At 55.4% G+C, this 26,367-nt stretch carries 31 protein-coding genes; 15 read left to right on the top strand and 16 right to left on the bottom strand.

All coding sequences use genetic code 11. The features are described 5' to 3' along the window. Position 1 precedes the first annotated feature (1 nt). Positions 2 to 1,420 carry a glutamate synthase small subunit gene (locus KGP26_RS25005; RefSeq protein WP_021806948.1) on the top strand — a complete coding sequence of 473 codons (1,419 nt, stop codon included), beginning with the start codon at positions 2 to 4 and terminating at the stop codon, positions 1,418 to 1,420. Positions 1,421 to 1,555: 135 nt separating this feature from the next. Here KGP26_RS25005 and sspB read toward each other — a convergent pair whose 3' ends face one another. From sspB to zapE, 5 genes are all read right to left on the bottom strand, one after another. Then, positions 1,556 to 2,059: a ClpXP protease specificity-enhancing factor gene (gene sspB / locus KGP26_RS25010; protein ID WP_037376229.1), complete on the bottom strand. Its 504-nt coding sequence runs from the start codon at positions 2,057 to 2,059 to the stop codon at positions 1,556 to 1,558. Positions 2,060 to 2,064: 5 nt separating this feature from the next. After that, entirely contained in the window at positions 2,065 to 2,706 is a 642-nt protein-coding gene (gene sspA, locus KGP26_RS25015; protein ID WP_021180676.1) for a stringent starvation protein SspA, read from the bottom strand. A gap of 388 nt (positions 2,707 to 3,094) precedes the next feature. After that, a complete protein-coding gene (rpsI, locus tag KGP26_RS25020) occupies positions 3,095 to 3,487 on the bottom strand; it encodes a 30S ribosomal protein S9 (RefSeq protein ID WP_021180677.1) in 393 nt (130 codons plus the stop codon). A 15-nt stretch (positions 3,488 to 3,502) separates the two neighbouring features. Beyond that, positions 3,503 to 3,931: a 50S ribosomal protein L13 gene (rplM, locus tag KGP26_RS25025; RefSeq protein WP_021180678.1), complete on the bottom strand. Its 429-nt coding sequence runs from the start codon at positions 3,929 to 3,931 to the stop codon at positions 3,503 to 3,505. A 296-nt stretch (positions 3,932 to 4,227) separates the two neighbouring features. Then, on the bottom strand, positions 4,228 to 5,358 hold the full coding sequence (gene zapE, locus KGP26_RS25030) for a cell division protein ZapE (RefSeq protein ID WP_021180679.1): 1,131 nt from the start codon (positions 5,356 to 5,358) through the stop codon (positions 4,228 to 4,230). Positions 5,359 to 5,588: 230 nt separating this feature from the next. On the opposite strand from zapE, the gene zapG reads away from it, so the two are divergent. The 3 genes from zapG (at position 5,589) to degS (ending at position 8,708) form a co-directional block, all read left to right on the top strand. Then, the gene (gene zapG, locus KGP26_RS25035) at positions 5,589 to 5,987 is read left to right on the top strand and encodes a Z-ring associated protein ZapG (RefSeq protein ID WP_021180680.1); all 399 of its coding nucleotides are present in this window, start codon (positions 5,589 to 5,591) and stop codon (positions 5,985 to 5,987) included. Positions 5,988 to 6,186: 199 nt separating this feature from the next. Then, positions 6,187 to 7,560: a serine endoprotease DegQ gene (gene degQ, locus KGP26_RS25040; protein WP_059198979.1), complete on the top strand. Its 1,374-nt coding sequence runs from the start codon at positions 6,187 to 6,189 to the stop codon at positions 7,558 to 7,560. Positions 7,561 to 7,649: 89 nt separating this feature from the next. Next, a complete protein-coding gene (gene degS, locus KGP26_RS25045; RefSeq protein WP_065684740.1) occupies positions 7,650 to 8,708 on the top strand; it encodes an outer membrane-stress sensor serine endopeptidase DegS in 1,059 nt (352 codons plus the stop codon). 57 nt (positions 8,709 to 8,765) lie between these two features. Here degS and murA read toward each other — a convergent pair whose 3' ends face one another. From murA to mlaF, 7 genes are all read right to left on the bottom strand, one after another. Continuing rightward, positions 8,766 to 10,025 carry a UDP-N-acetylglucosamine 1-carboxyvinyltransferase gene (murA, locus tag KGP26_RS25050; RefSeq protein WP_021180688.1) on the bottom strand — a complete coding sequence of 420 codons (1,260 nt, stop codon included), beginning with the start codon at positions 10,023 to 10,025 and terminating at the stop codon, positions 8,766 to 8,768. Positions 10,026 to 10,078: 53 nt separating this feature from the next. Continuing rightward, the gene (gene ibaG / locus KGP26_RS25055; protein WP_021180689.1) at positions 10,079 to 10,333 is read right to left on the bottom strand and encodes a BolA family iron metabolism protein IbaG; all 255 of its coding nucleotides are present in this window, start codon (positions 10,331 to 10,333) and stop codon (positions 10,079 to 10,081) included. 155 nt (positions 10,334 to 10,488) lie between these two features. Then, a complete protein-coding gene (gene mlaB, locus KGP26_RS25060; protein ID WP_094983184.1) occupies positions 10,489 to 10,791 on the bottom strand; it encodes a lipid asymmetry maintenance protein MlaB in 303 nt (100 codons plus the stop codon). Then, positions 10,791 to 11,420: a phospholipid-binding protein MlaC gene (mlaC, locus tag KGP26_RS25065; RefSeq protein ID WP_021806953.1), complete on the bottom strand. Its 630-nt coding sequence runs from the start codon at positions 11,418 to 11,420 to the stop codon at positions 10,791 to 10,793. The genes mlaB and mlaC overlap by 1 nt, the downstream gene beginning before the upstream one ends. Positions 11,421 to 11,434: 14 nt before the next feature. Then, positions 11,435 to 11,986, bottom strand: coding sequence for an outer membrane lipid asymmetry maintenance protein MlaD (mlaD, locus tag KGP26_RS25070; RefSeq protein WP_094983185.1), 552 nt, complete (start codon positions 11,984 to 11,986; stop codon positions 11,435 to 11,437). Between the two features lie 4 nt (positions 11,987 to 11,990). Next, the gene (gene mlaE / locus KGP26_RS25075) at positions 11,991 to 12,773 is read right to left on the bottom strand and encodes a lipid asymmetry maintenance ABC transporter permease subunit MlaE (RefSeq protein ID WP_021806955.1); all 783 of its coding nucleotides are present in this window, start codon (positions 12,771 to 12,773) and stop codon (positions 11,991 to 11,993) included. 4 nt (positions 12,774 to 12,777) lie between these two features. Further along, a complete protein-coding gene (gene mlaF, locus KGP26_RS25080; RefSeq protein ID WP_021180694.1) occupies positions 12,778 to 13,593 on the bottom strand; it encodes a phospholipid ABC transporter ATP-binding protein MlaF in 816 nt (271 codons plus the stop codon). A gap of 379 nt (positions 13,594 to 13,972) precedes the next feature. Here mlaF and KGP26_RS25085 point away from each other — a divergent pair, with 379 nt between their 5' ends. The 11 genes from KGP26_RS25085 (at position 13,973) to npr (ending at position 22,073) form a co-directional block, all read left to right on the top strand. Beyond that, positions 13,973 to 14,950 carry a calcium/sodium antiporter gene (locus KGP26_RS25085; protein ID WP_021806956.1) on the top strand — a complete coding sequence of 326 codons (978 nt, stop codon included), beginning with the start codon at positions 13,973 to 13,975 and terminating at the stop codon, positions 14,948 to 14,950. A 15-nt stretch (positions 14,951 to 14,965) separates the two neighbouring features. After that, entirely contained in the window at positions 14,966 to 15,952 is a 987-nt protein-coding gene (gene kdsD, locus KGP26_RS25090; RefSeq protein WP_218520246.1) for an arabinose-5-phosphate isomerase KdsD, read from the top strand. Positions 15,953 to 15,969: 17 nt separating this feature from the next. Next, a complete protein-coding gene (gene kdsC / locus KGP26_RS25095) occupies positions 15,970 to 16,524 on the top strand; it encodes a 3-deoxy-manno-octulosonate-8-phosphatase KdsC (protein ID WP_021180697.1) in 555 nt (184 codons plus the stop codon). After that, positions 16,521 to 17,099, top strand: coding sequence for an LPS export ABC transporter periplasmic protein LptC (gene lptC, locus KGP26_RS25100; protein ID WP_021806958.1), 579 nt, complete (start codon positions 16,521 to 16,523; stop codon positions 17,097 to 17,099). The genes kdsC and lptC overlap by 4 nt, the downstream gene beginning before the upstream one ends. Continuing rightward, positions 17,068 to 17,607, top strand: coding sequence for a lipopolysaccharide ABC transporter substrate-binding protein LptA (gene lptA / locus KGP26_RS25105; RefSeq protein WP_021180699.1), 540 nt, complete (start codon positions 17,068 to 17,070; stop codon positions 17,605 to 17,607). The genes lptC and lptA overlap by 32 nt, the downstream gene beginning before the upstream one ends. Before the next feature lie 6 nt (positions 17,608 to 17,613). Then, positions 17,614 to 18,339, top strand: a complete 726-nt coding sequence (gene lptB / locus KGP26_RS25110) for an LPS export ABC transporter ATP-binding protein (RefSeq protein WP_021806959.1) — start codon at positions 17,614 to 17,616, stop codon at positions 18,337 to 18,339. A gap of 50 nt (positions 18,340 to 18,389) precedes the next feature. Beyond that, the gene (gene rpoN / locus KGP26_RS25115; protein WP_021180701.1) at positions 18,390 to 19,826 is read left to right on the top strand and encodes an RNA polymerase factor sigma-54; all 1,437 of its coding nucleotides are present in this window, start codon (positions 18,390 to 18,392) and stop codon (positions 19,824 to 19,826) included. A gap of 23 nt (positions 19,827 to 19,849) precedes the next feature. Continuing rightward, a complete protein-coding gene (hpf, locus tag KGP26_RS25120) occupies positions 19,850 to 20,137 on the top strand; it encodes a ribosome hibernation promoting factor (protein WP_021180702.1) in 288 nt (95 codons plus the stop codon). A 218-nt stretch (positions 20,138 to 20,355) separates the two neighbouring features. Continuing rightward, the gene (ptsN, locus tag KGP26_RS25125) at positions 20,356 to 20,817 is read left to right on the top strand and encodes a PTS IIA-like nitrogen regulatory protein PtsN (protein WP_024483720.1); all 462 of its coding nucleotides are present in this window, start codon (positions 20,356 to 20,358) and stop codon (positions 20,815 to 20,817) included. 129 nt (positions 20,818 to 20,946) lie between these two features. Further along, complete coding sequence (gene rapZ / locus KGP26_RS25130) at positions 20,947 to 21,804, top strand: RNase adapter RapZ (protein WP_021180704.1); 858 nt, start codon at positions 20,947 to 20,949, stop codon at positions 21,802 to 21,804. Next, entirely contained in the window at positions 21,801 to 22,073 is a 273-nt protein-coding gene (gene npr, locus KGP26_RS25135; RefSeq protein ID WP_021180705.1) for a PTS phosphocarrier protein NPr, read from the top strand. The genes rapZ and npr overlap by 4 nt, the downstream gene beginning before the upstream one ends. Before the next feature lie 40 nt (positions 22,074 to 22,113). Here the strand turns inward: npr and KGP26_RS25140 are convergent, their stop codons facing one another. The 4 genes from KGP26_RS25140 to KGP26_RS25155 form a co-directional block, all read right to left on the bottom strand. Further along, a complete protein-coding gene (locus KGP26_RS25140; RefSeq protein ID WP_223665691.1) occupies positions 22,114 to 23,607 on the bottom strand; it encodes an aldehyde dehydrogenase family protein in 1,494 nt (497 codons plus the stop codon). A gap of 20 nt (positions 23,608 to 23,627) precedes the next feature. Next, on the bottom strand, positions 23,628 to 23,993 hold the full coding sequence (locus KGP26_RS25145; RefSeq protein WP_218520244.1) for a cupin domain-containing protein: 366 nt from the start codon (positions 23,991 to 23,993) through the stop codon (positions 23,628 to 23,630). Positions 23,994 to 24,023: 30 nt separating this feature from the next. After that, complete coding sequence (locus KGP26_RS25150; RefSeq protein ID WP_021806964.1) at positions 24,024 to 25,325, bottom strand: FAD-binding oxidoreductase; 1,302 nt, start codon at positions 25,323 to 25,325, stop codon at positions 24,024 to 24,026. 99 nt (positions 25,326 to 25,424) lie between these two features. Beyond that, entirely contained in the window at positions 25,425 to 26,192 is a 768-nt protein-coding gene (locus KGP26_RS25155; RefSeq protein WP_021806965.1) for a response regulator transcription factor, read from the bottom strand. Positions 26,193 to 26,367: the final 175 nt, after the last annotated feature.

Raw genomic sequence — 26,367 nt, forward strand, 5'->3', positions numbered from 1 at the left:
AATGAGTCAGAACGTTTATCAATTTATCGACCTGCAGCGCGTTGATCCGCCAAAAAAACCGCTGAAGATCCGCAAAATTGAGTTTGTAGAGATCTATGAACCCTTTTCGGAAACCCAGGCGAAATCGCAAGCCGACCGTTGTCTGTCCTGCGGCAACCCCTATTGCGAATGGAAATGCCCGGTTCACAACTATATTCCGAACTGGCTGAAGCTGGCGAATGAAGGTCGCATCATGGAGGCGGCGGATCTGGCACACCAGACCAACAGCCTGCCGGAAGTGTGTGGCCGCGTTTGTCCGCAAGATCGCCTGTGCGAAGGTTCCTGTACCCTTAACGACGAGTTTGGCGCGGTGACCATCGGCAATATCGAGCGTTACATCAGCGATAAAGCCATCGAGATGGGCTGGAAGCCGGATATGTCCCACGTGCACCCAACCGGTAAGCGGGTAGCCGTTATTGGCGCTGGCCCAGCGGGCCTGGCCTGTGCGGACGTATTGACCCGTAACGGCGTCAAAGCGGTGGTTTACGATCGTCATCCAGAGATCGGAGGTTTGCTGACCTTCGGCATCCCGGCCTTTAAGCTGGAAAAAGAGGTGATGGTAAAACGCCGTGGCATCTTCAGCGAGATGGGTATCGAGTTCCAACTCAATACCGAGGTCGGCAAAGACATCACCATGGATGCGCTATTGAGCGAATACGATGCGGTGTTCCTCGGCGTAGGTACCTACCAATCAATGCGTGGTGGATTGGAGAACGAAGATGCACCTGGCGTGTACGATGCGCTGCCGTTCCTGATCGCCAACACCAAGCAGCTGATGGGCTACCAACCAGAACAACACGAGCCGTATGTCAGCATGGAAGGCAAGCGTGTGGTCGTGCTGGGCGGTGGTGACACCGCCATGGACTGCGTACGCACCTCCATTCGTCAGGGCGCGACTCAGGTCATCTGTGCCTATCGCCGGGATGAAGCGAACATGCCGGGTTCCAAACGCGAAGTGAAGAATGCGCGTGAGGAAGGGGTCGAGTTCCAGTTCAACCTACAGCCGTTGAGCATTGAGCTTAACAGCGCGGGGCGCGTTGCTGGCGTCAAGATGGTGCGCACTCAGTTGGGTGCCCCGGATGCCAATGGCCGCCAGGTTGCCGAACAGGTACCAGGATCCGAGCACGTGATCGACGCCGATGCGGTGGTGATGGCCTTTGGCTTCCGCCCACACCAGATGGACTGGTTGGCCGCGCACGATGTGCAGTTGGACAAGCAGGGCCGCATCGTCGCGCCGGAATCGGTCGATAACGCCTTCCAGACCAGCAATCCGAAAATCTTCGCTGGTGGCGATGCGGTTCGCGGTTCCGATCTGGTGGTTACCGCGATTGCCGAAGGGCGCAAAGCTGCCGAAGGCATCATGTGTTATCTGGAAGTGTGATTTAAACCTCTACGTTCTCCCAAAGGGTCGGCTTGCCGGCCCTTTGCTTTTACCTTCCAGATTCCCAACTTGCCGATCGACAGGCAATAAAAAAGGCGCAACCTGAGTTGCACCTTTTTCCCTGCCTGCCGTAGCTTACTTCACGACACGCAACGCCGGACGTCCACCACCGCGTGGCGGCTGAGGCGGTTCATCATCAGGGCCGTTATCGTCTTCCAAGCTATCCTGACGATCGCTATCAACCACTGACATCAGGCTACCCGTAGGGCTAGACACCTCTTCCAGCCCTTCGAAAGCCCCTTCATCTTCATACTTGGCTTCCGGTTCAAACAGGGTACCAGCCCCGTTCTCCCGCGCATAAATCGCCAGCACGGCCGCCATTGGCACCAGCACCTGACGAGGAACGCCACCAAAGCGCGCGTTGAAGGTCACTTCGTCGTCGCCCAATTGCAGGTTGCCTACGGCACGCGGAGCAATGTTCAGCACAATCTGACCATCGCGTGCAAATTCCATCGGAACCTGCACGTCTGGGCGCATCACGTCCACGACCAGATGCGGAGTCAGTTGGTTATCCAACAGCCAGTCATAGAATGCCCGCAAAAGATAAGGACGGCGCGGGGTCATCTGAGACATATCCATGATGCTTAGCCCCGAGTCTGCAGGCGCATTTCGCGCTCGGCTTCGGTCAGAGAGGCCAGGAATGCATCACGCTCGAAGACGCGGGTCATGTAACCTTTCAGCTCTTTGGAGCCGGCACCGCTCAGTTCGATACCCAATTGCGGCAAACGCCACAGCAGCGGGGCCAGGTAGCAGTCTACCAGGCTGAACTCTTCGCTCATGAAATACGGGGTCTGACCAAAGATTGGCGCAATCGCCAGCAGCTCTTCGCGCAGTTGGCGGCGTGCTGATTCAGCTTCCTGGCCGCTGCTCTGCTCGATTTTGTACATCAGCGTGTACCAGTTTCTCTCGATACGCAGCATCATCAGACGGCTTTCACCGCGTGCCACCGGATACACCGGCATCAATGGCGGGTGAGGGAAACGCTCATCAAGGTATTCCATGATGATACGGGATTCATACAGCGTCAGCTCGCGATCGACCAACGTCGGTACCGTTTGGTATGGGTTGAGGTCGATCAGATCCTGCGGCAGATTATCGGGTTCTACCTGCTCGATCTCGACGCTGACGCCCTTTTCCGCCAGTACGATACGTACTTGATGGCTAAAGATGTCGGTCGGGCCAGAGAACAGCGTCATTACCGAACGTTTGTTGGCAGCGACAGCCATGAAAACCTCCAAGTTATCTAGAAAATACGGCGAATAGCCAAAATATCCATCACTCCACGAGCCATTGCGTTGTTGCCGCCTGGCTACGACGTGAAATTGATTGGGTATCTCAGGCTGCTATCCTGAATAATCGTGACCGCAAGCCCGCAGCTCACAGATAAACCTTAGGTCTGGAAAACGGCCTCGGAGGTAGACTGACAGCACTGCACGGCGAACAGGCGCAAAAGTGGGTGATAGTTTACCAGATTTTGACTGTTTTGTGGTGGCTATGCGTTGATTTATCACCTAGCTCACTGATTTTAATAAAGTTTAATCTGATTGCAGGCATAAAAAAACCCGCCGAAGAGGCGGGTTTTTCGCGTAAATCGTCCTGCCGAAGCAGAAAAAATTAACGCTTGGAGAACTGCGGACGGCGACGTGCTTTACGCAGACCGACTTTCTTACGCTCAACTTTACGCGCGTCACGAGTGACGAAGCCAGCTTTACGCAATTCACCACGCAGAGTCTCGTCGTACTCCATCAGTGCACGGGTGATACCGTGACGGATAGCGCCAGCTTGACCAGAGATGCCACCACCTTTAACGGTGATGTACAAATCGAATTTGCCAACCATGTCGGTCAGTTCCAGCGGTTGACGAACTACCATGCGGGCAGTTTCGCGACCGAAGTACTGTTCCAGGCTACGCTGGTTAATAACGATGTTACCACTGCCCGGCTTGATAAAAACGCGAGCGGCGGAGCTTTTGCGGCGACCAGTGCCGTAGTATTGATTTTCAGCCATTGCCTATAATCCCGATTAGATGTCAAGAACTTGCGGTTGCTGTGCCGCGTGAGTGTGCTCGGTGCCCGCGTAAACTTTCAGTTTACGGAACATTGCACGACCCAACGGACCCTTTGGCAGCATGCCTTTAACCGCGATTTCAATCACGCGCTCAGGACGGCGGGCAATCATCTCTTCAAAGGTCGCTTGCTTGATACCACCGATGTGGCCGGTGTGGTGGTAATACACCTTGTCTGTACGCTTGTTGCCGGTTACAGCAACTTTTTCTGCGTTCAGAACGATGATGTAGTCACCGGTATCAACGTGCGGGGTGTATTCCGCTTTATGCTTGCCGCGCAGACGACGAGCCAGTTCAGTAGCGAGACGGCCTAAAGTTTTACCGTCTGCATCAACAACATACCAGTCACGTTTTACGGTTTCTGGTTTAGCTGTAAAAGTTTTCATTAGAAAGCTTACCCAATAATTTAGTTACACGTAGGTGTTCACCCAACGCTCGAAAACAGTTGAGGCTCACACGACCATACAAGTCCAGCAAACCTACCCCTTCGAATAGCCATTGCCGGCACTATACAAAGTTTTGGGAAAAAAACTTTGTTGTAACGTGGGGTCGCAAGATTATAGAGAAGTCGCTCACAAAGGTCGACCTGTTTTTACCGGGAAAACGGATTTAGCGCAGGGGACCGATTTGGCGACGATAATCGGGGGCGAAACTGGGCCTGAAAGCCAGGCCCGAACGCCGTTTACGGCAGATGAGGCAGCTTCAGATACTCCTCGCTCTGCATCTCCTGCAGGCGGGACAGGCAACGCTGAAACTCGAACTTCAGCTGTTCACCCTGGTAGATCTCGAACATCGAGGCTTCGGCGGCGATCACCAGTTTGACATGGCGCTCGTAGAATTCGTCCACCAGCGCCAGGAAGCGGCGGGCGGTATTTTCCTTCAGCGGCCCCATAATGCGCACATTATACAGCATCACGCTGTGATAGAGGCGTGATAACGCGATGTAATCCAGTTGGCTACGCGGCTCTTCACACAGGGTATGAAAATCGATCGCCAATACCCCTTCCACCGCGCGCAAGGTGGGCATTGGCCGGTGATTGATTTGCAGCACCGGAGCTTCTTCCCCGGCGTGGCCCGCCAGCTTGAGGAAGATGTGGTCCATCGTGTCCTGCGTTTGCTGGTTGAGCGGGGTCAGATACAGATGGGCCTGCGTCAGGGTACGCAAGCGATAATCGATGCCCGCATCCACGTTCATCACGTCGCAATACTCGTTGATCAAATCGATCGCCGGTAGGAAGCGTGCGCGTTGCAGCCCGTTACGATACAGATTGTCCGGAATAATGTTAGAAGTAGCCACCAGCGTAATACCGCGAGCGAACAGCGCCTGCAACAGCGTTGCCAGCAGCATGGCGTCGGTAATGTCGGAGACAAAGAACTCGTCAAAACACAGCACATCCGTTTGCGCCTTGAAGCCGTCTGCGACGATCTCCAGCGGGTTTTCCTGCCCTTGCAGCTCCGTCAGCTCTTCGTGCACCCGCAGCATAAAGCGGTGAAAGTGCAGCCGCAGTTTGCGATCGCCGGGCAGGCTGTGGAAAAACAGGTCCATCAGCCAGGTTTTACCCCGGCCAACGCCGCCCCACATATACAGCCCCTGCACCGGCCGCTGCGTGGTGGTTTCCTCACTCTTACCTAACCAACGGCTAAGCAGGTTACGACGCTTGCCAGCGTTAGCGGCGGCAGGAGCCGGGAGCTGCTGCAACGCCTGATAGATCTGATCCAACTGCGTGACGGCCTGGCGCTGAACCGCATCGGCCTGATATTCCCCCGCATCCAGCGCCTGCTGGTAGCGTGATAACGGTGACTGTGCCTGCATGTATTCGCAATCCCTAACAACGCTGAGAATTTATTTATCCAATTTTCGCGGCGGATGGCAGCCGCTTCGCACCCTGATCGCCACATTTATCGGCGTTATACCCCAAGAAAACCCCTGCAAACTGCAGGTATTGGCTTATCAGGATTCCACTCGGACAAGGTTAACGGTTATAGTGGATATTATTAAGTGAAAAATCCCTGCGGAACAACGAAGTCAAAATAGGAGTCATCATGACCTGGGAGTATGCGCTGATTGGTTTGGTGGTCGGTATCGTGATCGGTGCGGTAGCGATGCGTTTTGGTAACAGTAAATTACGTCAGCAACAGGTGCTGCAAAACGAACTGGATAAAAGCAAAACCGAGCTTGAAGAGTACCGTCAGGAGCTGGTTGGCCATTTTGCCCGCAGTGCTGAACTGCTGGATAACATGGCGCGCGACTATCGTCAGCTGTATCAGCATATGGCGAAAAGCTCCAACAACCTGCTGCCGGATCTGCCGATGCAGGACAACCCGTTCCGCTATCGTCTGACCGAAGCGGAAGCGGATAACGATCAGGCGCCAGTGGAAATGCCACGTGATTACTCCGAAGGGGCCTCCGGCCTGCTGCGCGGCGCTCCACGCGGTAACTGATTCCCCGTTATACTGACCCGTGGGGCGATCCCACGGGTTGTTCACTTTGTTCGTCCCTAATTCCCCGCCCTGACCATGCTTACTCTTGACGATTAAGTGAACTTTTCGCGTAAATTCATTGTCCTAGACTACACAAATGGTATTGCTATGGCAGTATCGTAAAAAATTTCACCGGCAGATTTTGAGAGAGCTATAACCAATGATGAAAAGATCTTTAATTCTTAGTGCATTAGCAATGAGCATTAGCCTGGCATTTGCCTCCGTCCCGGCAGCCAACGCAGCCATGCCAGCCGCCGTTGCTGGTGAGTCGCTGCCAAGCCTGGCACCCATGCTGGAAAAAGTGCTGCCCGCCGTGGTTAGCGTGCGTGTAGAAGGTACCCAGGTACAACGCCAGCCACAGCTGCCAGAGCAGTTTAAATTCTTCTTTGGCCCGAACATGCCTTCACCGAAAGAAAGCACTCGCCCGTTTGAAGGGCTGGGTTCCGGTGTGATTATCGACGCGGCGAAGGGTTACATCCTCACCAACAACCACGTCATCAACAACGCCGACAAGATCAGCGTGCAGCTCAATGATGGCCGCGAATATGACGCCAAGCTGATTGGCCGCGACGAACAGTCTGACATTGCCCTGCTGCAGGTCAGCGATGTCAAAAACCTGACGGCGGTAAAAATCGCCGACTCCGACAAACTGCGTGTCGGTGACTTCGCCGTAGCCGTCGGTAACCCGTTCGGCCTTGGGCAGACGGCAACCTCCGGCATTATCTCCGCACTGGGCCGTAGCGGCCTGAGCCTGGAAGGGTTGGAAAACTTCATCCAGACCGATGCCTCCATCAACCGTGGCAACTCCGGCGGCGCGCTGGTGAACCTGAATGGTGAGCTGATCGGTATCAACACCGCGATCCTGGCACCGGGCGGCGGCAACATCGGTATCGGCTTCGCCATTCCAAGTAACATGGCACAGAGCCTGAGCAAGCAGCTGATTGAGTTTGGTGAAGTGAAGCGCGGCCTGCTGGGCATAAAAGGCAGTGAAATGACCGCCGATATGGCGAAGGCATTCAATACGGATGCCCAACGCGGAGCCTTTGTCAGTGAAGTCATGCCAAAATCTGCCGCAGCCAAAGCCGGGATCAAAGCCGGCGATATTCTGGTCTCCCTGGATGGCAAGCCGATCAGTAGCTTTGCCGAGCTGCGTGCCAAAGTGGGCACCACCGCACCGGGCACTACCGTTAAAATAGGCCTGCTGCGTGAAGGCAAACCTATGGACGTTGCCGTCACCCTGGATAACAGCGAAAGCGTATCAACCAATGCCGAAACGCTGTCGCCTGCGCTGCAAGGTGCCTCCCTCACCAACGGTGCGCTGCCAAACGGTGATAAAGGCGTGAAGATCGACAAGGTGGATAAAGGTACTCCGGCGGCACAGTTTGGCCTGCAGAAAGGGGATGTGATCATCGGCGTCAACCGTCAGCGCGTTGAAAACATCAATGCACTGCGTAAACTGCTTGAAGCTAAACCGGCGGTGATGGCGTTGAACATCGTACGTGGCGACGAAAACATTTATCTGTTGCTGCGTTAATTTGTTGCGAAACCGGGCGCGCCAGCATACTGCGCCCGGTTAACTCGTGCTATCCTCCGTTCATCTTCCCCAACACTAACTAAAACTCTATGTTTGCTAAGCTCTTGCGTTCTATTGTTATTGGTTTGGTCGTTGCCGGTATACTGCTGGCCGCCCTGCCCGTATTGCGTTCCGCCAATAACATATTCGCCAGCAAATCTGAGAACACCAGCGATCAAACGCCGGCCAGCTATAACACCGGCGTGCGCCGGGCTGCCCCTGCCGTCGTCAACATCTACAACCGCAACATCAGCGGCGCGACCAACGTGCTCTCCCTGGGTTCCGGTGTGATCATGAACGATCGCGGCTATATCATTACCAACCGCCACGTGATCAAAGACGCCCAGCAGATCACCGCCGTACTGCAAGATGGCCGTCGCTATGAGGCGTTATTGGTCGGCTCCGATAGCCTGACCGACCTGGCCGTGCTGAAAATCGATCCGGGCAACTTGCCAGTGATCCCAATCAATACCGCACGCCCCGCGCGCATCGGTGATGTGGCGCTGGCGATCGGTAACCCGTACAACCTTGGGCAAACCGTTACCCAGGGCATTATCAGCGCTACCGGGCGTATCAGCCTGAGTACCACCGGGCGGCAAACCTTCCTGCAAACCGATGCTTCAATCAACCGAGGTAACTCCGGCGGTGCGCTGGTTAACTCCCTGGGTGAGCTGATGGGCATCAACACGCTGACCTACGACAAGATCACCGATGGCGAAACGCCAGAGGGGCTAGGCTTTGCCATCCCGGTAGAACTGGCAACCAAGATCATGGATAAGCTGATCCGTGATGGCCGGGTGATCCGCGGCTACTTTGGTATTCAGGGCAAAGAGATTATCCCGGTGCGCACCTCGGCGACCGGCATCGATCGCCTGCAGGGGATCATCGTGACCGAAATTACCCCTAACGGTCCGGCCGCCAATGCGGGGTTCCGTATTAATGACATCATCATTAACGTCGATAACAAACCGGCGGTGTCGGTATTAGAGACGATGGATCAGGTGGCGGAGATCCGCCCTGGGACGGAGATCCCGGTGGTGGTGCTACGCGATGGGCAACGCATTACGCTGCATATGGCGGTGGGTGAGTTCCCAGAGGATAATAATTAGTCAGCAAAAAGCCCGGCGAGCCGGGCTTTATTCGCACAAACAGGCTAAAATTCTCGATTACTCGCCTTTCACACGTTCAATATTGGCACCCAGCGCACGCAGTTTGTCTTCAATGCGCTCGTAGCCACGGTCGATGTGATAAATACGATCCACCACCGTTACGCCTTCGGCAATACAACCTGCCAATACCAGGCTGGCAGAGGCTCGCAGATCGGTCGCCATCACCTGTGCACCAGAAAGTTGCTCTACGCCGTGGCAAATCACGGTGTTGCTCTCGATTTCCGCGTGTGCGCCCATACGGATCAGCTCAGGCACGTGCATAAAGCGGTTTTCGAAGATCGTCTCGGTGATCACACCGGTCCCTTCCGCTACCAGGTTCAACAGGCTGAACTGCGCCTGCATATCGGTTGGGAAACCAGGGTGTGGAGCCGTGCGCAGGGTTACCGCTTTCGGGCGTTTGCCATGCATGTCCAGGCTGATCCAGTCTTCACCCACTTCGATATCGGCCCCTGCTTCACGCAGTTTGGCCAACACCGCATCCAGCGTATCTGGACGGGTATTGCGGCACAGCACCTTGCCACCGGAAACGGCAGCGGCAACCAGGAAGGTACCGGTTTCGATACGGTCTGGCAGCACACGGTAAACCCCGCCACCCAGGCGCTCAACGCCTTCGATGGTGATCCGGTCCGTGCCCGCGCCGCTGATTTTGGCACCCAGCGTGTTGAGGAAGTTGGCGGTATCGACGATTTCCGGCTCACGTGCCGCGTTCTCGATGATAGTGGTACCGGTCGCCAGGGTTGCAGCACTCATGATGGTGACGGTTGCGCCTACGCTGACCTTATCCATCACGATATGTGCGCCCTTCAGGCGCCCTTCCACAGAGGCCTTGACGTAGCCCTCTTCCAGTTTGATTTCCGCACCCAGCTGCTCCAGGCCGGTAATGTGCAGGTCAACCGGACGTGCGCCGATGGCACAGCCACCTGGCAGCGATACCTGGCCACGGCCAAAGCGCGCTACCAGCGGCCCCAATGCCCAAATGGAGGCACGCATGGTTTTCACCAGATCGTAGGGAGCACAAAACTCGTTCACGCCGCTGGCATCAACATAGACCGAGCCATTACGCTCGATCTTGGTACCTAACTGGCTGAGCAGTTTGATGGTGGTGTCAATGTCCTTCAGCTTCGGGACGTTTTGCAGTTCGACAGGCTCTTCCGCCAGCAAGGCGGCAAACAGGATCGGCAGGGCGGCGTTTTTCGCCCCGGAAATGGTCACTTCACCGCTAAGACGGGTCCGGCCATGCACACGAAATTTATCCATTTAACTACTCTCTGTTATCTGTTCTGAGCTGCCTGCCCGCTGGGCAAACAGCCTTAAAATCCGTTGAGTTTGCGATCCCGCTGCCACTCTTCTGGGGTATATGCCTTGATCGACAAAGCATGAATGCGGTTGTCCGCGATGTATTCCATCAGCGGCGCATAGACGGCTTGCTGTTTCTTGACGCGGCTCATGGTGGCGAACAGTTCACCCACGGCGATCACCTGAAAATGGCTGCCATCGCCGGTCACATGCGCTTCTTCCAGTGCCAGCGCCTTCATCAGCACGTCTTTAATTTCGCTATTTTCCATAGTATCCAATTCTGCATCGAAGGATCATAGTCACCAGTGGCGACTTCTTGGCGTCTATCTTAGTGGAATCCGCCGCTTTCTTAAACCAAAGAAAAAGCCCCCGAGTAACAGGGGCCTTTAACTGATTTTTTCCGGTCAACCCGCCGAAAATGTGGCTAACTAGCGGTTTCGACAGGCATTATTGCTGACAAATTGTAGAGCGTGATCAGCGTTTGCAACCGTTCTGTGATACCGGAAATTTTTATCTCAATTCCCTGCTGGCGCCGTTGCTCACGTAAATGCAGCAGCAGGGCCAGGCCGGAAGAGTCCACGCGCTGCAGTTGAGCCACATCAATCACGGTTTTGTCTGCCAACAGCGTCTCACGTTGCTGCCACAGCGGCAATAACGTCTCACGATCCAGCTCGCCGCTCAGCACCAGCGTTTGCTGTTGTGATGTCCAACTCAGCGCTGCGACCATCAGTTTTTCTGATCCAGAGTGATTGGCTGTTTGGCGGCCGCTTGCAGCTGCTGGGTCAAACCGTCTACGCCTTTGAGGCGCAGAGTCGATGCCCACTCATTCTGCTTGGTGGTGATCATGCTGACGCCTTCGGCAATCATGTCATACGCCTGCCAGTGACCGGTTTTGCTGTTCTTACGCCATTGGAAATCCAGACGCACCGGCGGGCGCCCCCCTTTATCGATGATGGTCACGCGGATCGCGATGATATCGGCATTGCCTAGCGGTTGTTCCGGTTCGATCTGATAGGTCTGGCCCTGGTACATGGCCAATGCCTGACCATATGCCTGCTCCAGATAAGCCTGGAAGGCGGCAAAGTAAGCTTCGCGCTGGGCTGGCGTGGCGTCTTTGTAGTAACGGCCCAGCACCAACGCACCCGCGTATTTCACCTGCACGAACGGCATCAGCTCTTCATGCACGATGGTGCGCAGGTAGTTGGGATCCTGCTTGATTTTTGGCTGCTCGCTTTTCAGGCGGGTGAAGGTTTTCTGCGCAGCGTCTTGCATCAGGCTGTATGGGTTAGTCTGATCGACCGCATTAGCCAGCGGTGCAACCACCAGCAGGGCAACCATTAAAAAACGTTTAAACATGCAGGTTTCCTCGATTAATGACTTGTAGCGGAATGCGTAGCGGCATCCGGAACTGATGTAGGTGCTGCTGCAGCGTCTGGTGAGTTCGGGCTATCCTGACCACCGCTCTTATAGAGGAACTGGCCGATCAAGTCTTCCAGCACCATGGCTGATTTGGTGTCCTGAATGGTCCCACCATCCTTAAGGATAGTCGTGCCCATCTCGGGATCTTCAAAACCGACATTCAGCGCCAGATACTGTTCACCCAGCAGGCCGGAGGTGCGGATCGCCAGCGAACTGGTGTCCGGGATCTGGTTGTATTGTTGCTGGATATCCAACGCCACGCGTGGCGTGTAGGTCTTCGGGTCGAGCGAGATAGCTGCAACCCGACCAATCATCACCCCACCAATCTTCACCGGTGAACGCGCTTTCAAACCACCGATATTATCGAAGGTGGCGTAGATACGGTAAGTCGGTTCATTACCGATCGATTTAATATTGGCCACCTGGAGGCAGAGGAAGATGATGGCGCACAGCGCAATCAGCATAAACGCCCCAACCCAGATTTCACTCTTCTTCGTTTGCATCACATCAATTCCCAAACATCAGTGCAGTCAGCACGAAATCCAATCCCAACACAGCCAGTGACGAATGTACCACGGTCCTTGTCGTTGCCTGACTAATCCCTTCAGAGGTCGGTACGGCATCGTAACCATTGAAGATCGCAATCCAGCTAACGGTAATGGCAAACACCACGCTCTTGATCAGGCAGTTAAGTAAATCCTGACGCCATTCAACGGCCCCTTGCATCGCCGACCAGAAGAAACCACTGTCGATCCCCTTCCAGTCCACGCCAACAATCGCGCCGCCCCAGATGCCGATTGCCACGAAAATAATCGTCAGCAGCGGCATGCTGATAAGACCGGCCCAGAAACGTGGGGCAACAATACGCCGCAGCGGATCGATAGCCATCATTTCCAGGCTGGAAAGCTGCTCAGTGGCCTTCATCAGACCGATTTCGGCCGTCAGAGCCGAACCGGCGCGGCCAGCGAACAGCAGAGCGGTCACTACCGGCCCCAGCTCACGCAGCAATGACAACGCCACCATCATGCCCAGGCTGGCCTCGGCACTGTAGGTGGTAAGGACGATGTAACCTTGCAACCCCAACACCATGCCGATAAACAAGCCGGAAACCATGATGATCAGCAGCGACTGAACGCCCACGCTGTGTAGCTGTTTGAGCAGTAGCGGCCATTGTTTACGCGGCTCCGGGCGCCCGATCAGCGCGTGGAACAGCATCAGCCCGGCGCGTCCAAAGGCTGCGCTGGTGTTGATGCCACGGCGTCCTAACGACGCTAACGCCTTTAAAAACATGAGGTTATTTACTCCCTTCCCCTAAAAGCTCTGTCTGATAATCACCGGCCGGGTAACGGAACGGTACCGGCCCATCGGCAATACCATCCAGAAACTGACGCACTCGCGCATCAGGATTGTTCTGTAATTGCGTTGCCGAGCCTTCGGCAATCACATGGTGATCCGCCACAATATAGGCGTAATCCGCGATACTCAAGACTTCTGGCACATCATGGGATACCACGATGCAGGTGATCCCGAGCGCGTTATTCAGCTCATCGATCAGCTTGACCAGCACGCCCATGGTGATCGGATCCTGGCCAACGAAAGGTTCGTCGAACATGATCAATGTCGGATCTAACGCGATAGCACGCGCCAAGGCCGCTCGCCGTGCCATACCGCCAGAAAGTTCGTTCGGCATCAGATCTGCCGCGCCGCGTAGCCCTACGGCTTCCAGCTTCATCAGCACCGTGCTGCGCAGGATCGGCTCCGGCAGGCGGCTGTGTTCACGCAGCGGGTAGGCCACGTTCTCAAATACCGTCAGATCGGTGAACAGCGCTCCCGACTGAAACAGCATGCTCATCTTCTTGCGTGACTCATACAACTGATGGCGCGACAGCGCCGGGATGTTGTCCCCATCAAACCAGATCTCACCGCAGTCTGGGGTCAACTGGCCACCAATCAGGCGTAACAGCGTGGTTTTACCAATGCCGGACGGCCCCATGATGGCCGTCACTTTGCCACGGGGAACCGTCAGGTTGATGTCTTCGAATATCAGCCGATCGCCGCGAGAGAAGCTCATGCCGCGCACTTCGACCAGATTATCTGCCTTCTGGTGCATGTTTATTGATCCTGTACAGGCTATTTTTTTGCCAAATCATCCGTGATGGTAAAGCAATAGGGGCAATACGTCCTATTTTTACCGAAACTTGCCCACAATGCGCTACCAATGATGCCATAGGTTTTACTTTTAGGCTCCAGACGGTCAAAATTAGGAAATAACGCAAAAAAATAAAGTCTGACTGATGACAAACTGAGAATGTTTCTGAGGGCGCAGCATGCGGCGCCCCTTCAAAGCCAGTTCATCAGGATTAGTCGCAGTCTTATGGTTCGATCTTTTACCGGGAAATTCGTTGTTTTGCACAACGTAGGGTAAGCAAGCTGGCCGATGATGGTCTTTAACCAACGAACCGGGATGATACCCCAATATAGGACCCTGAATGTTTCTCGCGATAGTGCTGTTGATCGTTGGTTTATTTTTACTGGTGTATGGGGCGGATAGATTAGTTTATGGTGCGGCGGTGATTAGCCGTTCGCTGGGGGTTCCCCCGTTGATTATCGGCATGACGATAGTCGGTATCGGCACGTCACTGCCAGAATTGATCGTATCGGTCACCGCCGCCCTTAATGGGCAGACCAACCTGGCGGTGGGCAACGTGATTGGCTCCAACATCACCAATATTTTACTGATCCTGGGGGTGGCGGCCCTGATCCATCCGCTGTCGGTTCGCTCCGAAGTGTTACGGCGTGAACTGCCGCTGATGCTGGGGGTTATCCTGTTGTGCGGCTATGTGCTGATGGATAACACCCTGAGCCGCTTTGATGGCGTACTGCTGCTGTTGGCCGCCACCGGTTTTATTCTGCTGATGCTGAAAATCGCCAGGCTGGCGCAACGTGAAGGCAACGACAGCCTGACGGTGGAGCAACTCGCCGAACTGCCGCAGGACAGCAGCAACACCGTGGCCATTCTCTGGCTGGTGCTGGCCTTCATTATTCTGCCGCTGTCATCAAGGATGATCATCGATAACGCTTCGGTGATTGCCCACTACTTTGGCCTGAGTGAACTGGTGGTTGGCCTGACGATCATCGCCATCGGCACCAGCCTGCCCGAACTGGCCACCTCGATCGCCGGAGCACTAAAAGGCGAAGATGATATGGCGGTAGGGAATATCATCGGCTCGACGATTTTTAACACGGTGATCGTGCTGGGCGTCCCTGCCCTGCTATCGCCGGGCAGTATCGATCCCGCAGCCTTCCAGCGCGATTACTGGGTCATGCTGGCGGCCGGTATCCTGCTTGCTGCCCTGTGTATTGGCCGCAAACATCGTATCGGTCATCTGGCAGGAGCTCTGTTATTATGTGGCTTTATTGCGTATCTTGCAGTGCTGTTCTTTAACCCTTTCAGTACGTTCGGCTAACCGTTGAGAATGAGTATGTCATCTAACCAGTTGCAACCGGGCTTTGACTTTCAGCAGGCCGGCAAAGAAGTGCTTCAGATTGAGCGTGATGGCCTGGCCCAGCTCGATCAGTACATCAATGCCGATTTTACCCGGGCATGTGAAGCGATCGCCGGATGCTGCGGTAAAGTCGTGGTCATGGGCATGGGAAAATCCGGCCATATCGGCTGCAAAATTGCCGCCACGCTGGCCAGTACCGGAACCCCAGCGTTCTTCGTGCATCCCGCGGAGGCTAGCCACGGCGATCTGGGCATGGTGTCGACACAGGACATCGTGCTGGCGATTTCCAACTCCGGTGAGTCGAACGAAATTCTGGCGCTGATCCCGGTGTTGAAACGCCAGCAGATCCCACTGATTTGCATGACCAACAATCCGGAAAGCTCGATGGGCAAGGCGGCAAACGTACATCTGTGCATCAAGGTACCGCAGGAGGCTTGCCCTCTGGGTTTGGCCCCCACCACCAGCACCACCGCCACCTTGGTCATGGGCGATGCATTAGCCGTAGCGCTGCTGAAGGCCCGGGGCTTCACCCCGGAAGATTTCGCCCTGTCCCACCCAGGTGGAGCTTTGGGCCGCCGCCTGCTGCTGCGCGTTAGTGATATCATGCACAGCGGCGATGAAATTCCGCACGTCAGCCCCGATGCCTCGCTGCGCGACGCGCTGCTGGAGATCACCCGTAAAAACCTGGGCATGACGGTGATCTGCGACGATCTGATGAAGATCGCCGGTATTTTTACCGACGGTGACTTACGCCGGGTGTTCGATATGGGCATCGATCTGAATAATGCCAACATCACCGACGTCATGACGCTAGGCGGTATCCGGGTGCGCCCGAACCTGCTGGCGGTCGATGCGCTCAATCTGATGCAGCAACGCCATATCACCGCCGTGCTGGTTGCCGATGGCGACCAATTGCTGGGTGTGGTACATATGCATGACATGCTGCGCGCTGGCGTCGTTTAATGAAAGGAACGAACTGCATGAGTCTGGTTGAAACCTGTTACGGGCCGGTAGCTGAAGAAGTCATGGTCCGCGCCGGGAAAATCCGCCTGTTGATTTGTGATGTCGACGGCGTGCTGTCAGATGGCCTGATCTACATGGGCAATAACGGTGAAGAGCTGAAAGCCTTCAACGTCCGTGACGGCTACGGCATCCGCTGCCTGAAAACCTCGGGTATCGAGGTGGCCATCATCACCGGGCGTTCGGCCAAACTGCTGGAAGACCGGGCAAAAACGTTGGATATCACCCATCTGTATCAAGGGCAGTCCGATAAGCTTTTGGCCTTCCGTGAACTGTTGGATAAACTGTCCCTGATGCCAGATGAAATCGCCTACATCGGCGACGATCTGATCGACTGGCCGGTCATGGCCGAAGTCGGTCTGGCCGTCGCGGTGGCCGATGCGCATCCATTATTGTTACCTCGCGCCCATTATGTCACCCGTATCAACGGTGGTCGTGGTGCGGTGCGCGAGCTGTGCGACCTGATCCTGCTGGCGCAAAACAAGCTGGAGGACGCCAAAGGGCTGTCAATATGAGTAAAACCAAACTTTGGATCACCCTCTTGCTGACCGTGATCGCGCTGGCGCTGATTGGCTGGAACATGGCCGATTTCAGCGATGACGACAATTCGGTACCGGTCAACAACCAAGACCCGACCTATCAGAGCCAGCATACCGTGACCGTGGTATACAATCCGGCCGGGCAGCTAAGCTATAAGCTGGTGGCAGAAGAGGTTAAATATTACACCGCTGATGAGTTAAGCTGGTTCACCCAGCCGGTGATGACGCTGTTTGATGAGCATGCCGTGGCCACCTGGTCAATACGCGCCGATCGCGCCAAGCTGACCAAAAACCGCATGCTGTATCTGTACGGCCACGTAGAGGTGAACAGTTTGACAACCACCTCACAGCTGGAAAAAATTAAAACCGATAATGCCCAGATTAATCTGGTCACCCAGGACGTTTCTTCCGATGATGAAGTCACCCTGTTCGGCACGAATTTCACCTCTAACGGCATGAAAATGCGTGGTAATCTGCGGAACAAAACCGCTGAGCTGATTGATAAGGTCAAGACCAACTATGAAATTCAGAACCAAAAGCCAACTCCGTAATCTGTTGATCGTCAGCCTCGTTTTGACCGCCAGCTCCCCCGCATTGGCGTTGAAATCCGACTCTGACCAACCGGTAAGTATCGACTCGCTGAAACAGTCGCTGGATATGCAGAGCAACGTCAGCACCTTTACCGACAACGTGGTGATCAAGCAGGGCACCATCGAGATCAAGGCCGATAAGGTCGTGGTCACGCGCCCGGGTGGCGATCAGAACAAAACCTATATTGAAGCGTTCGGCAATCCGGTAACCTTCTACCAGATGCAGGACAACGGCAAGCCGGTGAAAGGCCATGCGCAGAAAGTTCGTTACGACGTCGCGCCGCAGCTGATCACCCTCACCGGCAACGCCTATCTGGAACAGCTCGATAGCAACGTGAAGGGCGACCGTATTACCTATCTGGTGCCACAGCAGCAGATGCAGGCGTTCAGCGATAAAGGCAAACGCGTGACCACGGTTCTGGTGCCATCACAGTTGCAAGACAAAAACGGTCAAAAGAAGAGTAACTAATTACTTATGGCAACACTCATCGCAGAAAACCTGGCGAAAGCCTACAAAGGCCGCAAAGTCGTTGAAGACGTGAGCCTGAAAGTGAAATCTGGCGAGATCGTCGGCCTGCTGGGGCCAAACGGTGCCGGTAAGACCACCACTTTCTACATGGTGGTCGGCATCGTTCAGCGCGACGCCGGGCGCATCGTGATCGATGACGAAGATATCAGTATCCTGCCGCTGCACGCCCGCGCACGCCGCGGTATCGGTTACCTGCCGCAGGAAGCCTCTATCTTCCGCCGCCTGAGTGTTTACGACAACCTGATGGCGGTGCTGGAGATCCGCAACGATCTCACCAGTGAGCAACGCAACGATCGGGCTATCGAGCTGCTGGAAGAGTTTCATATCTCCCACCTGCGTGACAACCTGGGCCAATCGCTTTCCGGTGGTGAACGCCGCCGCGTGGAGATTGCCCGTGCGTTGGCCGCCAACCCGAAATTTATCCTGCTGGATGAACCTTTCGCCGGGGTTGACCCGATTTCCGTTATCGATATCAAGAAAATCATCGAGCACCTGCGCGACAGCGGCCTTGGCGTGCTGATCACCGATCATAACGTGCGCGAGACGCTGGACGTGTGCGAACGTGCCTATATCGTCAGCCAGGGCAAGCTGATTGCCCACGGCACGCCGGACGCCATCCTGGCCGATGAGCAGGTGAAACGCGTTTATCTGGGCGAAGAGTTCCGCCTGTAGGTTCCAGCGGCAGGCCAACAGGCCGCCGTTAACGGAAGTAGCAGAAGATTATGAAGCAAGGTTTGCAACTCAGGCTCAGCCAGCAACTGGCCATGACCCCCCAACTTCAGCAGGCGATCCGCCTGTTGCAGCTGTCCACGCTTGAGCTCCAGCAGGAGATCCAACTGGCGCTAGAGAGCAACCCGCTGCTTGAACAGACCGAAGACCAGCACGAAGAGATCGACACCAAAGAAAGCGTCGAGACCGAAGGGCTAGACACCCGCGAAGCGCTGGAACAGAAGGACATGCCCGAAGAGCTGCCTTTGGATGCCACCTGGGATGAGATCTATACCGCGGGCACCCCGTCCGGCACCGGTACCGACTATGGCGATGACGAACTGCCGGTCTATCAGGGCGAAACCACGCAAACGCTGCAGGACTACCTGATGTGGCAAGTGGATCTGACACCGTTCTCTGACACCGATGCCGCCATCGCCACCTCGATCGTCGACGCCGTCGATGACACCGGCTATCTCACCGTACCGCTGGAAGACATTCTGGAGAGTATGGGTGACGATAACGTGACGATGGACGAGGTCGAAGCGGTATTGAAGCGCGTACAGCGTTTTGATCCGGTCGGCGTCGCGGCGCGCGATCTGCGTGACTGCCTGCTGATCCAGCTTTCCCAGTATGCCAAAGACACGCCCTATCTGGCTGAAGCACGTCTGATCGTCAGCGAGCATCTGGATTTGCTGGCCAACCACGACTTTCGCAGCCTGATGCGAACAACTCGCTTAAAAGAAGATACACTGAAAGAAGCGATGGTGTTGATCCACTCGCTCGATCCGCGCCCTGGGCAGTCGATCAATACCGGTGAATCCGAGTATGTGATCCCGGACGTGCTGGTGCGCAAGGTACAGGACAAGTGGGTGGTAGAGCTTAATGCAGACAGCATCCCACGGCTGAAAATCAACCAGCAATATGCGGCACTGGGCAACACGGTGCGCAACGATGCCGACGGCCAGTATATCCGCAGCAATTTGCAGGAAGCGAAGTGGCTGATCAAGAGCCTGGAAAGCCGGAACGACACGCTGCTCAAGGTGACCCGCTGTATTGTCGAACAGCAGGAGGCGTTCTTTGAACAGGGTGCAGAATTTATGAAGCCCATGGTGCTGGCGGATATCGCCCAGGCCGTGGAAATGCATGAATCGACAATCTCACGCGTGACGACGCAGAAATTCCTGCATAGCCCGCGTGGTATTTTCGAATTGAAGTATTTCTTCTCCAGCCATGTGAATACCGACAGCGGTGGCGAAGCCTCCTCTACGGCGATCCGGGCGTTAGTGAAGAAATTGATCGCGGCGGAAAACCCTGCCAAACCGCTTAGCGACAGCAAGCTGACCACCATGCTTTCCGATCAGGGGATCATGGTGGCGCGGCGCACCGTTGCCAAGTACCGAGAGTCTTTGTCCATCCCGCCGTCCAACCAGCGTAAACAGTTGGTTTGACCTCTATAGAGAAGGAAGACATTATGCAGCTCAACATTACCGGACACCACGTCGAAGTCACCGAACCAATGCGTGAGTTCGTCAACACCAAGTTTGCCAAACTCGAGCAGTATTTTGACCGCATTAACCAGGTATATGTCGTACTCAGTGTGGAAAAAGTGCAGCAGATTGCGGAAGCAACGGTGCATGTGAATGGGGGCGAGTTGCACGCCACCTCGGAAAAAGAAGATATGTATGCCGCAATTGACTGCCTGATCGACAAACTGGCGCGTCAATTGAACAAACATAAAGACAAACTAAAGCAACACTGACATTCTGGGCCGTTATGCGATGCGTAATGGCCCACATCGTAGTCGCATTGGCTACACGGCAACCCTCGGCGCAGCACCTGTATAGGTATGCGCCGATAAGCCATCAGGGTTAAACAGGCGAAAAACCGTTTCATGAAGGTTATCAGCGCAAGCCTGCTTTCCAATGGTAAAGCAGGCTTGCAATAAAGCGACAGGACGCGGTTTTAAGTGAAGATGAGATGAACAACGAAATAATGCAATTAAGCTCGGTGTTAAACATCGAGTGCACCAGAAGCTCGGTACACTGCACCAGCAAGAAACGGGCTTTGGAAATTATCAGCGAGCTGGCGGCCAAGCAGCTCAACCTACCTTCGCAGGTGGTGTTTGACGCAGTACTCACCCGGGAACGTATGGGCAGTACCGGTATCGGCAACGGTATCGCGATCCCACACGGCAAACTGGAAGAGGACACTTTGCGGGCCGTTGGCGTGTTTATCCGCCTTGAGCAACCTATCGCCTTTGATGCCATTGATAATCAACCGGTCGATCTGCTGTTCGCCTTGCTGGTACCGGCCGATCAATGTAAAACTCACTTGCATACGCTGTCGCTGGTTGCCAAACGACTGGCCGACAAAACCGTGTGCCGCCGCCTGCGCGCAGCGCTGAGCGACGAAGAGCTGTATCAGATCATCACCGAGTAACCAGCGGCTGGCGTGACTTTCCGCCATGAAAACGCTACTGTTTTACTTACGATATATCCGGGCCGTGGCCCGGATAATAGATCCTAACGGTGGCGATGAGCGCCATTGAGATGCCAGGGGAGTTACCACATGGTGCTGATGATTGTCAGCGGCCGTTCCGGTTCGGGGAAATCCGTCGCCTTGCGGGCGTTGGAAGACATGGGTTTTTACTGCGTTGATAACCTGCCCGTGGTGTTGTTGCCACAGCTGGCCCAGACGCTGGCCGAACGTAATAGCTCCGCTGCGGTAAGCATCGACGTCCGTAACATGCCGGAATCGCCGGAAGTGTTTGAATATGCAATGACCCAGCTGCCGGAGAGCTTCACGCCGCAGCTGCTGTTCCTTGATGCCGATCGCAACACCCTGATCCGCCGCTACAGCGACACCCGTCGCCTGCATCCTCTCTCTGCCAAGAACCTGTCGCTGGAAAGCGCGATCGATGAAGAAAGCGATCTGCTTGAGCCACTGCGTTCCCGTGCCGATCTGATTATCGATACCTCGGAAATGTCGGTGCACGAGTTGGCGGAAATGCTGCGTACCCGTCTGTTGGGCAAACGCGAACGCGAGCTGACGATGGTGTTCGAATCCTTCGGCTTCAAGCACGGCATTCCTATCGATGCCGATTACGTGTTTGACGTACGCTTCCTGCCAAACCCGCACTGGGACCCTAAACTGCGCCCGATGACCGGCCTGGATAAGCCCGTGGCCTCGTTCCTCGATCGCCATACCGAAGTGCACAACTTCATCTACCAGACTCGTAGCTATCTGGAACAGTGGCTGCCGATGCTGGAGACCAACAATCGCAGCTATCTGACCGTCGCCATTGGCTGTACCGGCGGTAAGCACCGTTCGGTGTACGTGGCTGAACAGTTGGCGGATTATTTCCGTTCACGCGGCAAGAACGTGCAATCCCGTCACCGCACACTGGAAAAGCGTAAACAACAATGACGGTCAAGCAGACGGTTGAGATCAAGAACAAGCTGGGCATGCACGCCCGCCCGGCTATGAAGCTGTTTGAGCTGGTGCAGAGTTTTGACGCCGAAGTGCTGCTGCGTAATGACAGCGGCACCGAAGCGGAAGCCAGCAGCGTGATCGCGCTGCTGATGCTGGATTCCGCCCAGGGCCGCCAGATCGAAATTGAAGCCACCGGGCCGCAGGAAGAACAGGCACTGGCAGCGGTGATTGAGCTGTTTAATTCAGGCTTCGACGAAGATTAACGGGAGCGGAGATCCTCCGCCCCTAAAAAAACAACGGCAATCAGTATCTGACCATCACCGATTTCAACTCGGTATAATGCTCGATAAACGCGCTGCCGAACTCTCTGCCCATCCCCGACGATTTCACCCCACCGAATGGCAACGCCGGATCGAGGAATGTGTGCATATTGATCCACAAGGTGCCCACTTCAATCCGCGGGATCATGCGCATCGCCTTGCTGAGATCGTTGGTCCACAGGCTGGCGGCCAGGCCATAAGGCGAATCGTTGATCATGGCGATCATCTGCTCTTCATCCTCATAGGCCAGGAAAGTGCCCACCGGGCCAAAGGTCTCCTCACGCATTAACGCATCATGCGGCCCATTAGCGCGGATCGCCGTCGGCGCAACAAAGAAGCCTGGACCTGCCAACGCCTGACCGCCGCAGACGATCTGGCTGCCATCAGCCCGTGCCTTGTCAAACAGCGCCAGTACCTTGCGGTAATGCGCCTCGTTGGCCAATGGCCCCACTTCGGTACTCTCATCCAGCGGCGAGCCCACCTTCATGGCCGCCAAGCGCTGCGTCAGCTTTGCCAGTACCTCATCGATATGGCTGGCAGGCAGGTAGAAACGCTCTGCTGCGGCACAGATTTGACCTTGGTTCAGGTAGCCCGCCTCGATAATACCGTCGACCATCTTGTCGACCGAGACGTCCGCCAGAAACGCGGCGGCATTCTTACCCCCCAGTTCCAGCGTGGTACGCACAATCCCTTGCTCCATCGCCGCTTTCCCCACCGCGATCCCGGTAGGCACCGAGCCGGTGAAGGTCACTTTGGCACAGCGCGGATGGGCGATAAGCATAGGGCCAAGGCGTGCGCCTGAACCGTTGATCACGTTGAGTGCACCAACCGGGATGCCCGCCTCCGTTGCCAATTCCGCCACCCGCAGCATGGTTAGCGGCGTATACTCACTCGGCTTGAGCACTACCGTACAGCCACAGGTGAGCGCCGCAGCCAGCTTCCAGATGGCGATCATGATCGAGAAGTTCCACGGAATGATGCCGACCACCACGCCCAACGGCTCACGCCGGGTGAATGCGCTGTATTGCTCCCCCTGGAAGGAAGGCAATGAAACGTTCAACGTTTCCCCGCTGATTTTGCTCGACCAACCGGCAAAGTAGCGCAGGAACTGCGAGGCCATATCGATTTCCAGCCCGCGAGACAGCTGAATGGTTTTGCCGGAACACAGGCTTTCCAGCTGCGCCAGTTCCTCACGATGGGTTTGCAGCAGATCGGCCAGGCGCGTCAGGCAGTTGCCCCGCTCCAAAGGGGAAACCTGTGCCCAGCTACCGTGGAAAGCGTCAAAGGCCGCCTGCATCGCCGCGTCAACTTCAGCCTGGCCGCCTTCATTCACCTGCGCGATGGCCAGCCCGGTTGCCGGGTTAACCACCGCAAACCTTTCTACGCCTGCTCCAGCCACAGCTTGGCCGTGAATGTAATGGCCCTGCTGGCGGTCCAGAAAGGCCGTGACCTGTGGCAACAGTGTGATATCCGTCATCATATCGCCCTCCTTGCGGGTTAGCCTTCGACAATCGCCAGATAGTGCTTCACAAAACGATCGGAGGTGATTTCCCAGCGCACCGGGGTGCCCTTCTCAACAAACCAGGAATCTCCGGCCTGATACTTTACCGACTCGCCGGTGTTCTCATTGGTCAGCGTTGCCGTGCCTTCCCATACCGTGGCATGTTCCGCAAACGGGTATTCCATCACGAAGGTGCCACGGGTACAGCTGAAGATACCGCAGTTGAGGTTGTCCGTTGGCGCGCCAAAAATCATCGCCACGCCGACGTTGGGTTCACCGGCGACCACCGTGGCCCCCAGGTTGCTGACGCTGCCAATTTGTTGCAGTTCTGGTAGCGCTTGCTTAAGCAGTAATGGTTTCATGATTTTTTCCTGTTAGATTAGTGGTCAGAATTAACGACGCCCCTTCCAGTAGCCGGAAGTCTGGTGCCAAACCTTGCCCGCGGTGGTCATCACACGGCGCAGCTTGTCTTTGCCAAAAATATCCACGTGCGGGATCGAACTCATCAGGTCATAGCGATCGGATCCCTCACTCATTCCTTCCGCCAACACCTTGCAAACGATATGGCTCGGTGTCACCCCAAAGCCGGAATAGCCCTGCACGTAAAACACGTTATCGTGCTGCGGCAAAGTACCGATCTGCGGGAACAGGTTGGCGCTGCAACACAGCGGCCCGCCCCAGGCCAGGTCGATCTTCACGTCCTTCAGATACGGGAAAACTTTCAGCATCAGGTTGCGGTTCCAGGCCTTCAGGTCTGAAGGAATATATTCGACCAGCCGGGTAGCGCTGCCGAACAACAGGCGGTTCTCGTTAGTGACGCGGTAATAGTCGATCACCGGCCGGATATCGCTGTAAGCCCCGCGGATCGGACTGATCTGGCGGATCAGCTCATCAGACAGCGGTTCTGTCGCCAACTGGAAGGCGTAGGTATTGATGGTCTTTTTGTAGATAAAGGGATCCATGCCGTTGAGGAAGCCGTTGCAGGCCCACAGCATCTTGTTGGCGCGTACCGATCCCATGGCGGTGCGCACGGTAATACGCGGGCCGTATTCCACATTCAGTACGTTGCTGTTTTCGAAGATTTTCACCCCGTAACCACTCAGCGCCTGCGCCTCTCCCAATAGCAGGTTGAGAGAATGAACGTGGCCACCCCCCATGTGTTTCAGCGCACAGGTATAAGCATCAGACCCCACCACCTGCTTCACTTCGGAGCCGGTATAGAGCTCGATCTCTTCATCCGGTGAGACCGCTTTGAATTCTTTGAGCCAGGAACGCAGGGTCTTTTCCTGCCTGGCGTTGCTGCCGAGGTAGCCATAACCAAAGCAGAAATCGGCGTCGATGGCGTACTTCTTAATCCGCTCGCGGATAATCCCGGCACCGAGATTGCTGATCTTGAAGATGGTTTCTAACCCTGCCGGACCAACGTGGCGTTTGATCTTCTCCAGATCGTGGCCGATCCCGGCCATCACCTGACCACCGTTGCGACCCGTTCCGCCGTAGCCCAGATGGCGGCCCTCCAGAATAGCGATATTGGTGATGCCTTTTTCCGCCAGTTCCAGCGCCGTGTTAATGCCGGAGAAGCCACCGCCGATGATCACCACGTCAACATCCAGATCCTCTTCCAGCGTGGGGAAGCGCAGATCGTATTTCTTGGTCGCCGCGTAGTAGGTTAACGATTCGATTTGATTATTCATTGCTGCACTCCCTTTACCCATTGCCTTAGCCTGGATTATCAGCAGAGCATGGACGGGCGGCTATGTCCCTTTAGGGATATTCGCAACACTTTTTTAACATTATGCCGTACGGCGCAGGGGTGCACTCAAGAACAGGCTGAACAACTCAGCCTGAGAGCCAATATTCAGCTTGCCGTAAATATTCTTGCGATGATTTTTTACCGTACCCAGGCTGATAAACAGCCGTTCGGCGATCTGCTGCGATCCGTTGCCGCTCAGGATCAGATCGACGATCTCACGTTCACGCGGGCTTAACGCATAGCGCGCCTGGGCTGCGCTATCTAGCAGCGGGGCAGAGGGAGTGGGCACATTAGCCGCGACCACCACTTCCCCATGCAGCCGTGCCACGCTTTTTACCAGCGTCAACGCGCCACGCAGGTCAGCCAGTTGGGGATAACGCACGCCGACCGTTTGCCGGGCCGAGCCAAAAAATATGCCTAGTCCGCGTTCCGGCGTCAGTTGCAGCAACACGCCAGCCTCGTCGTGCCAGCCGGTTTTACGGTAAAAGTTACGGTAGTAATCCGTCTGGTAAAAACCACAGGGAGCCAGTTGCCGCAGCGTAAACACATCGCCATGGCCGCCGCCGTTCAGCGCCTGGTAAAAGGGATCTTCAAGGTAAGCACCCTGCTGGTAAATCTGGTTTACCGCATCGCTGTTTTCTTTCTCGGTTTTCATCAGGCAGCGCGGTGCCTGACCATATTCGAAGGCATAGACGATGGCATTATCAAAGGCGAAAAAGCCCTCTAGATAACCCAGCAGGCTGGCATAGAATTGGCGGGTAGCGACTGCGTCGATCACCGCCGATAATCTTTCGACCTGAATACTCATTTCGCCCCCACAATCATTAATAAATTAACAATCAACCTTTCCCAACGAATCAGTGACCGACATTGGGCCAATAGGCTATAAAAAGCATTCAATTGGCCAGAATGCAAGGGTATTGCTGTTTACATGTTAATCAAATCACAAGTTAGGTCCTAACAACGATTACCCACACAATCCG

Source organism: Serratia sp. JSRIV002 (assembly GCF_019968725.1).
GTDB lineage: Bacteria > Pseudomonadota > Gammaproteobacteria > Enterobacterales > Enterobacteriaceae > Chania > Chania fonticola_B.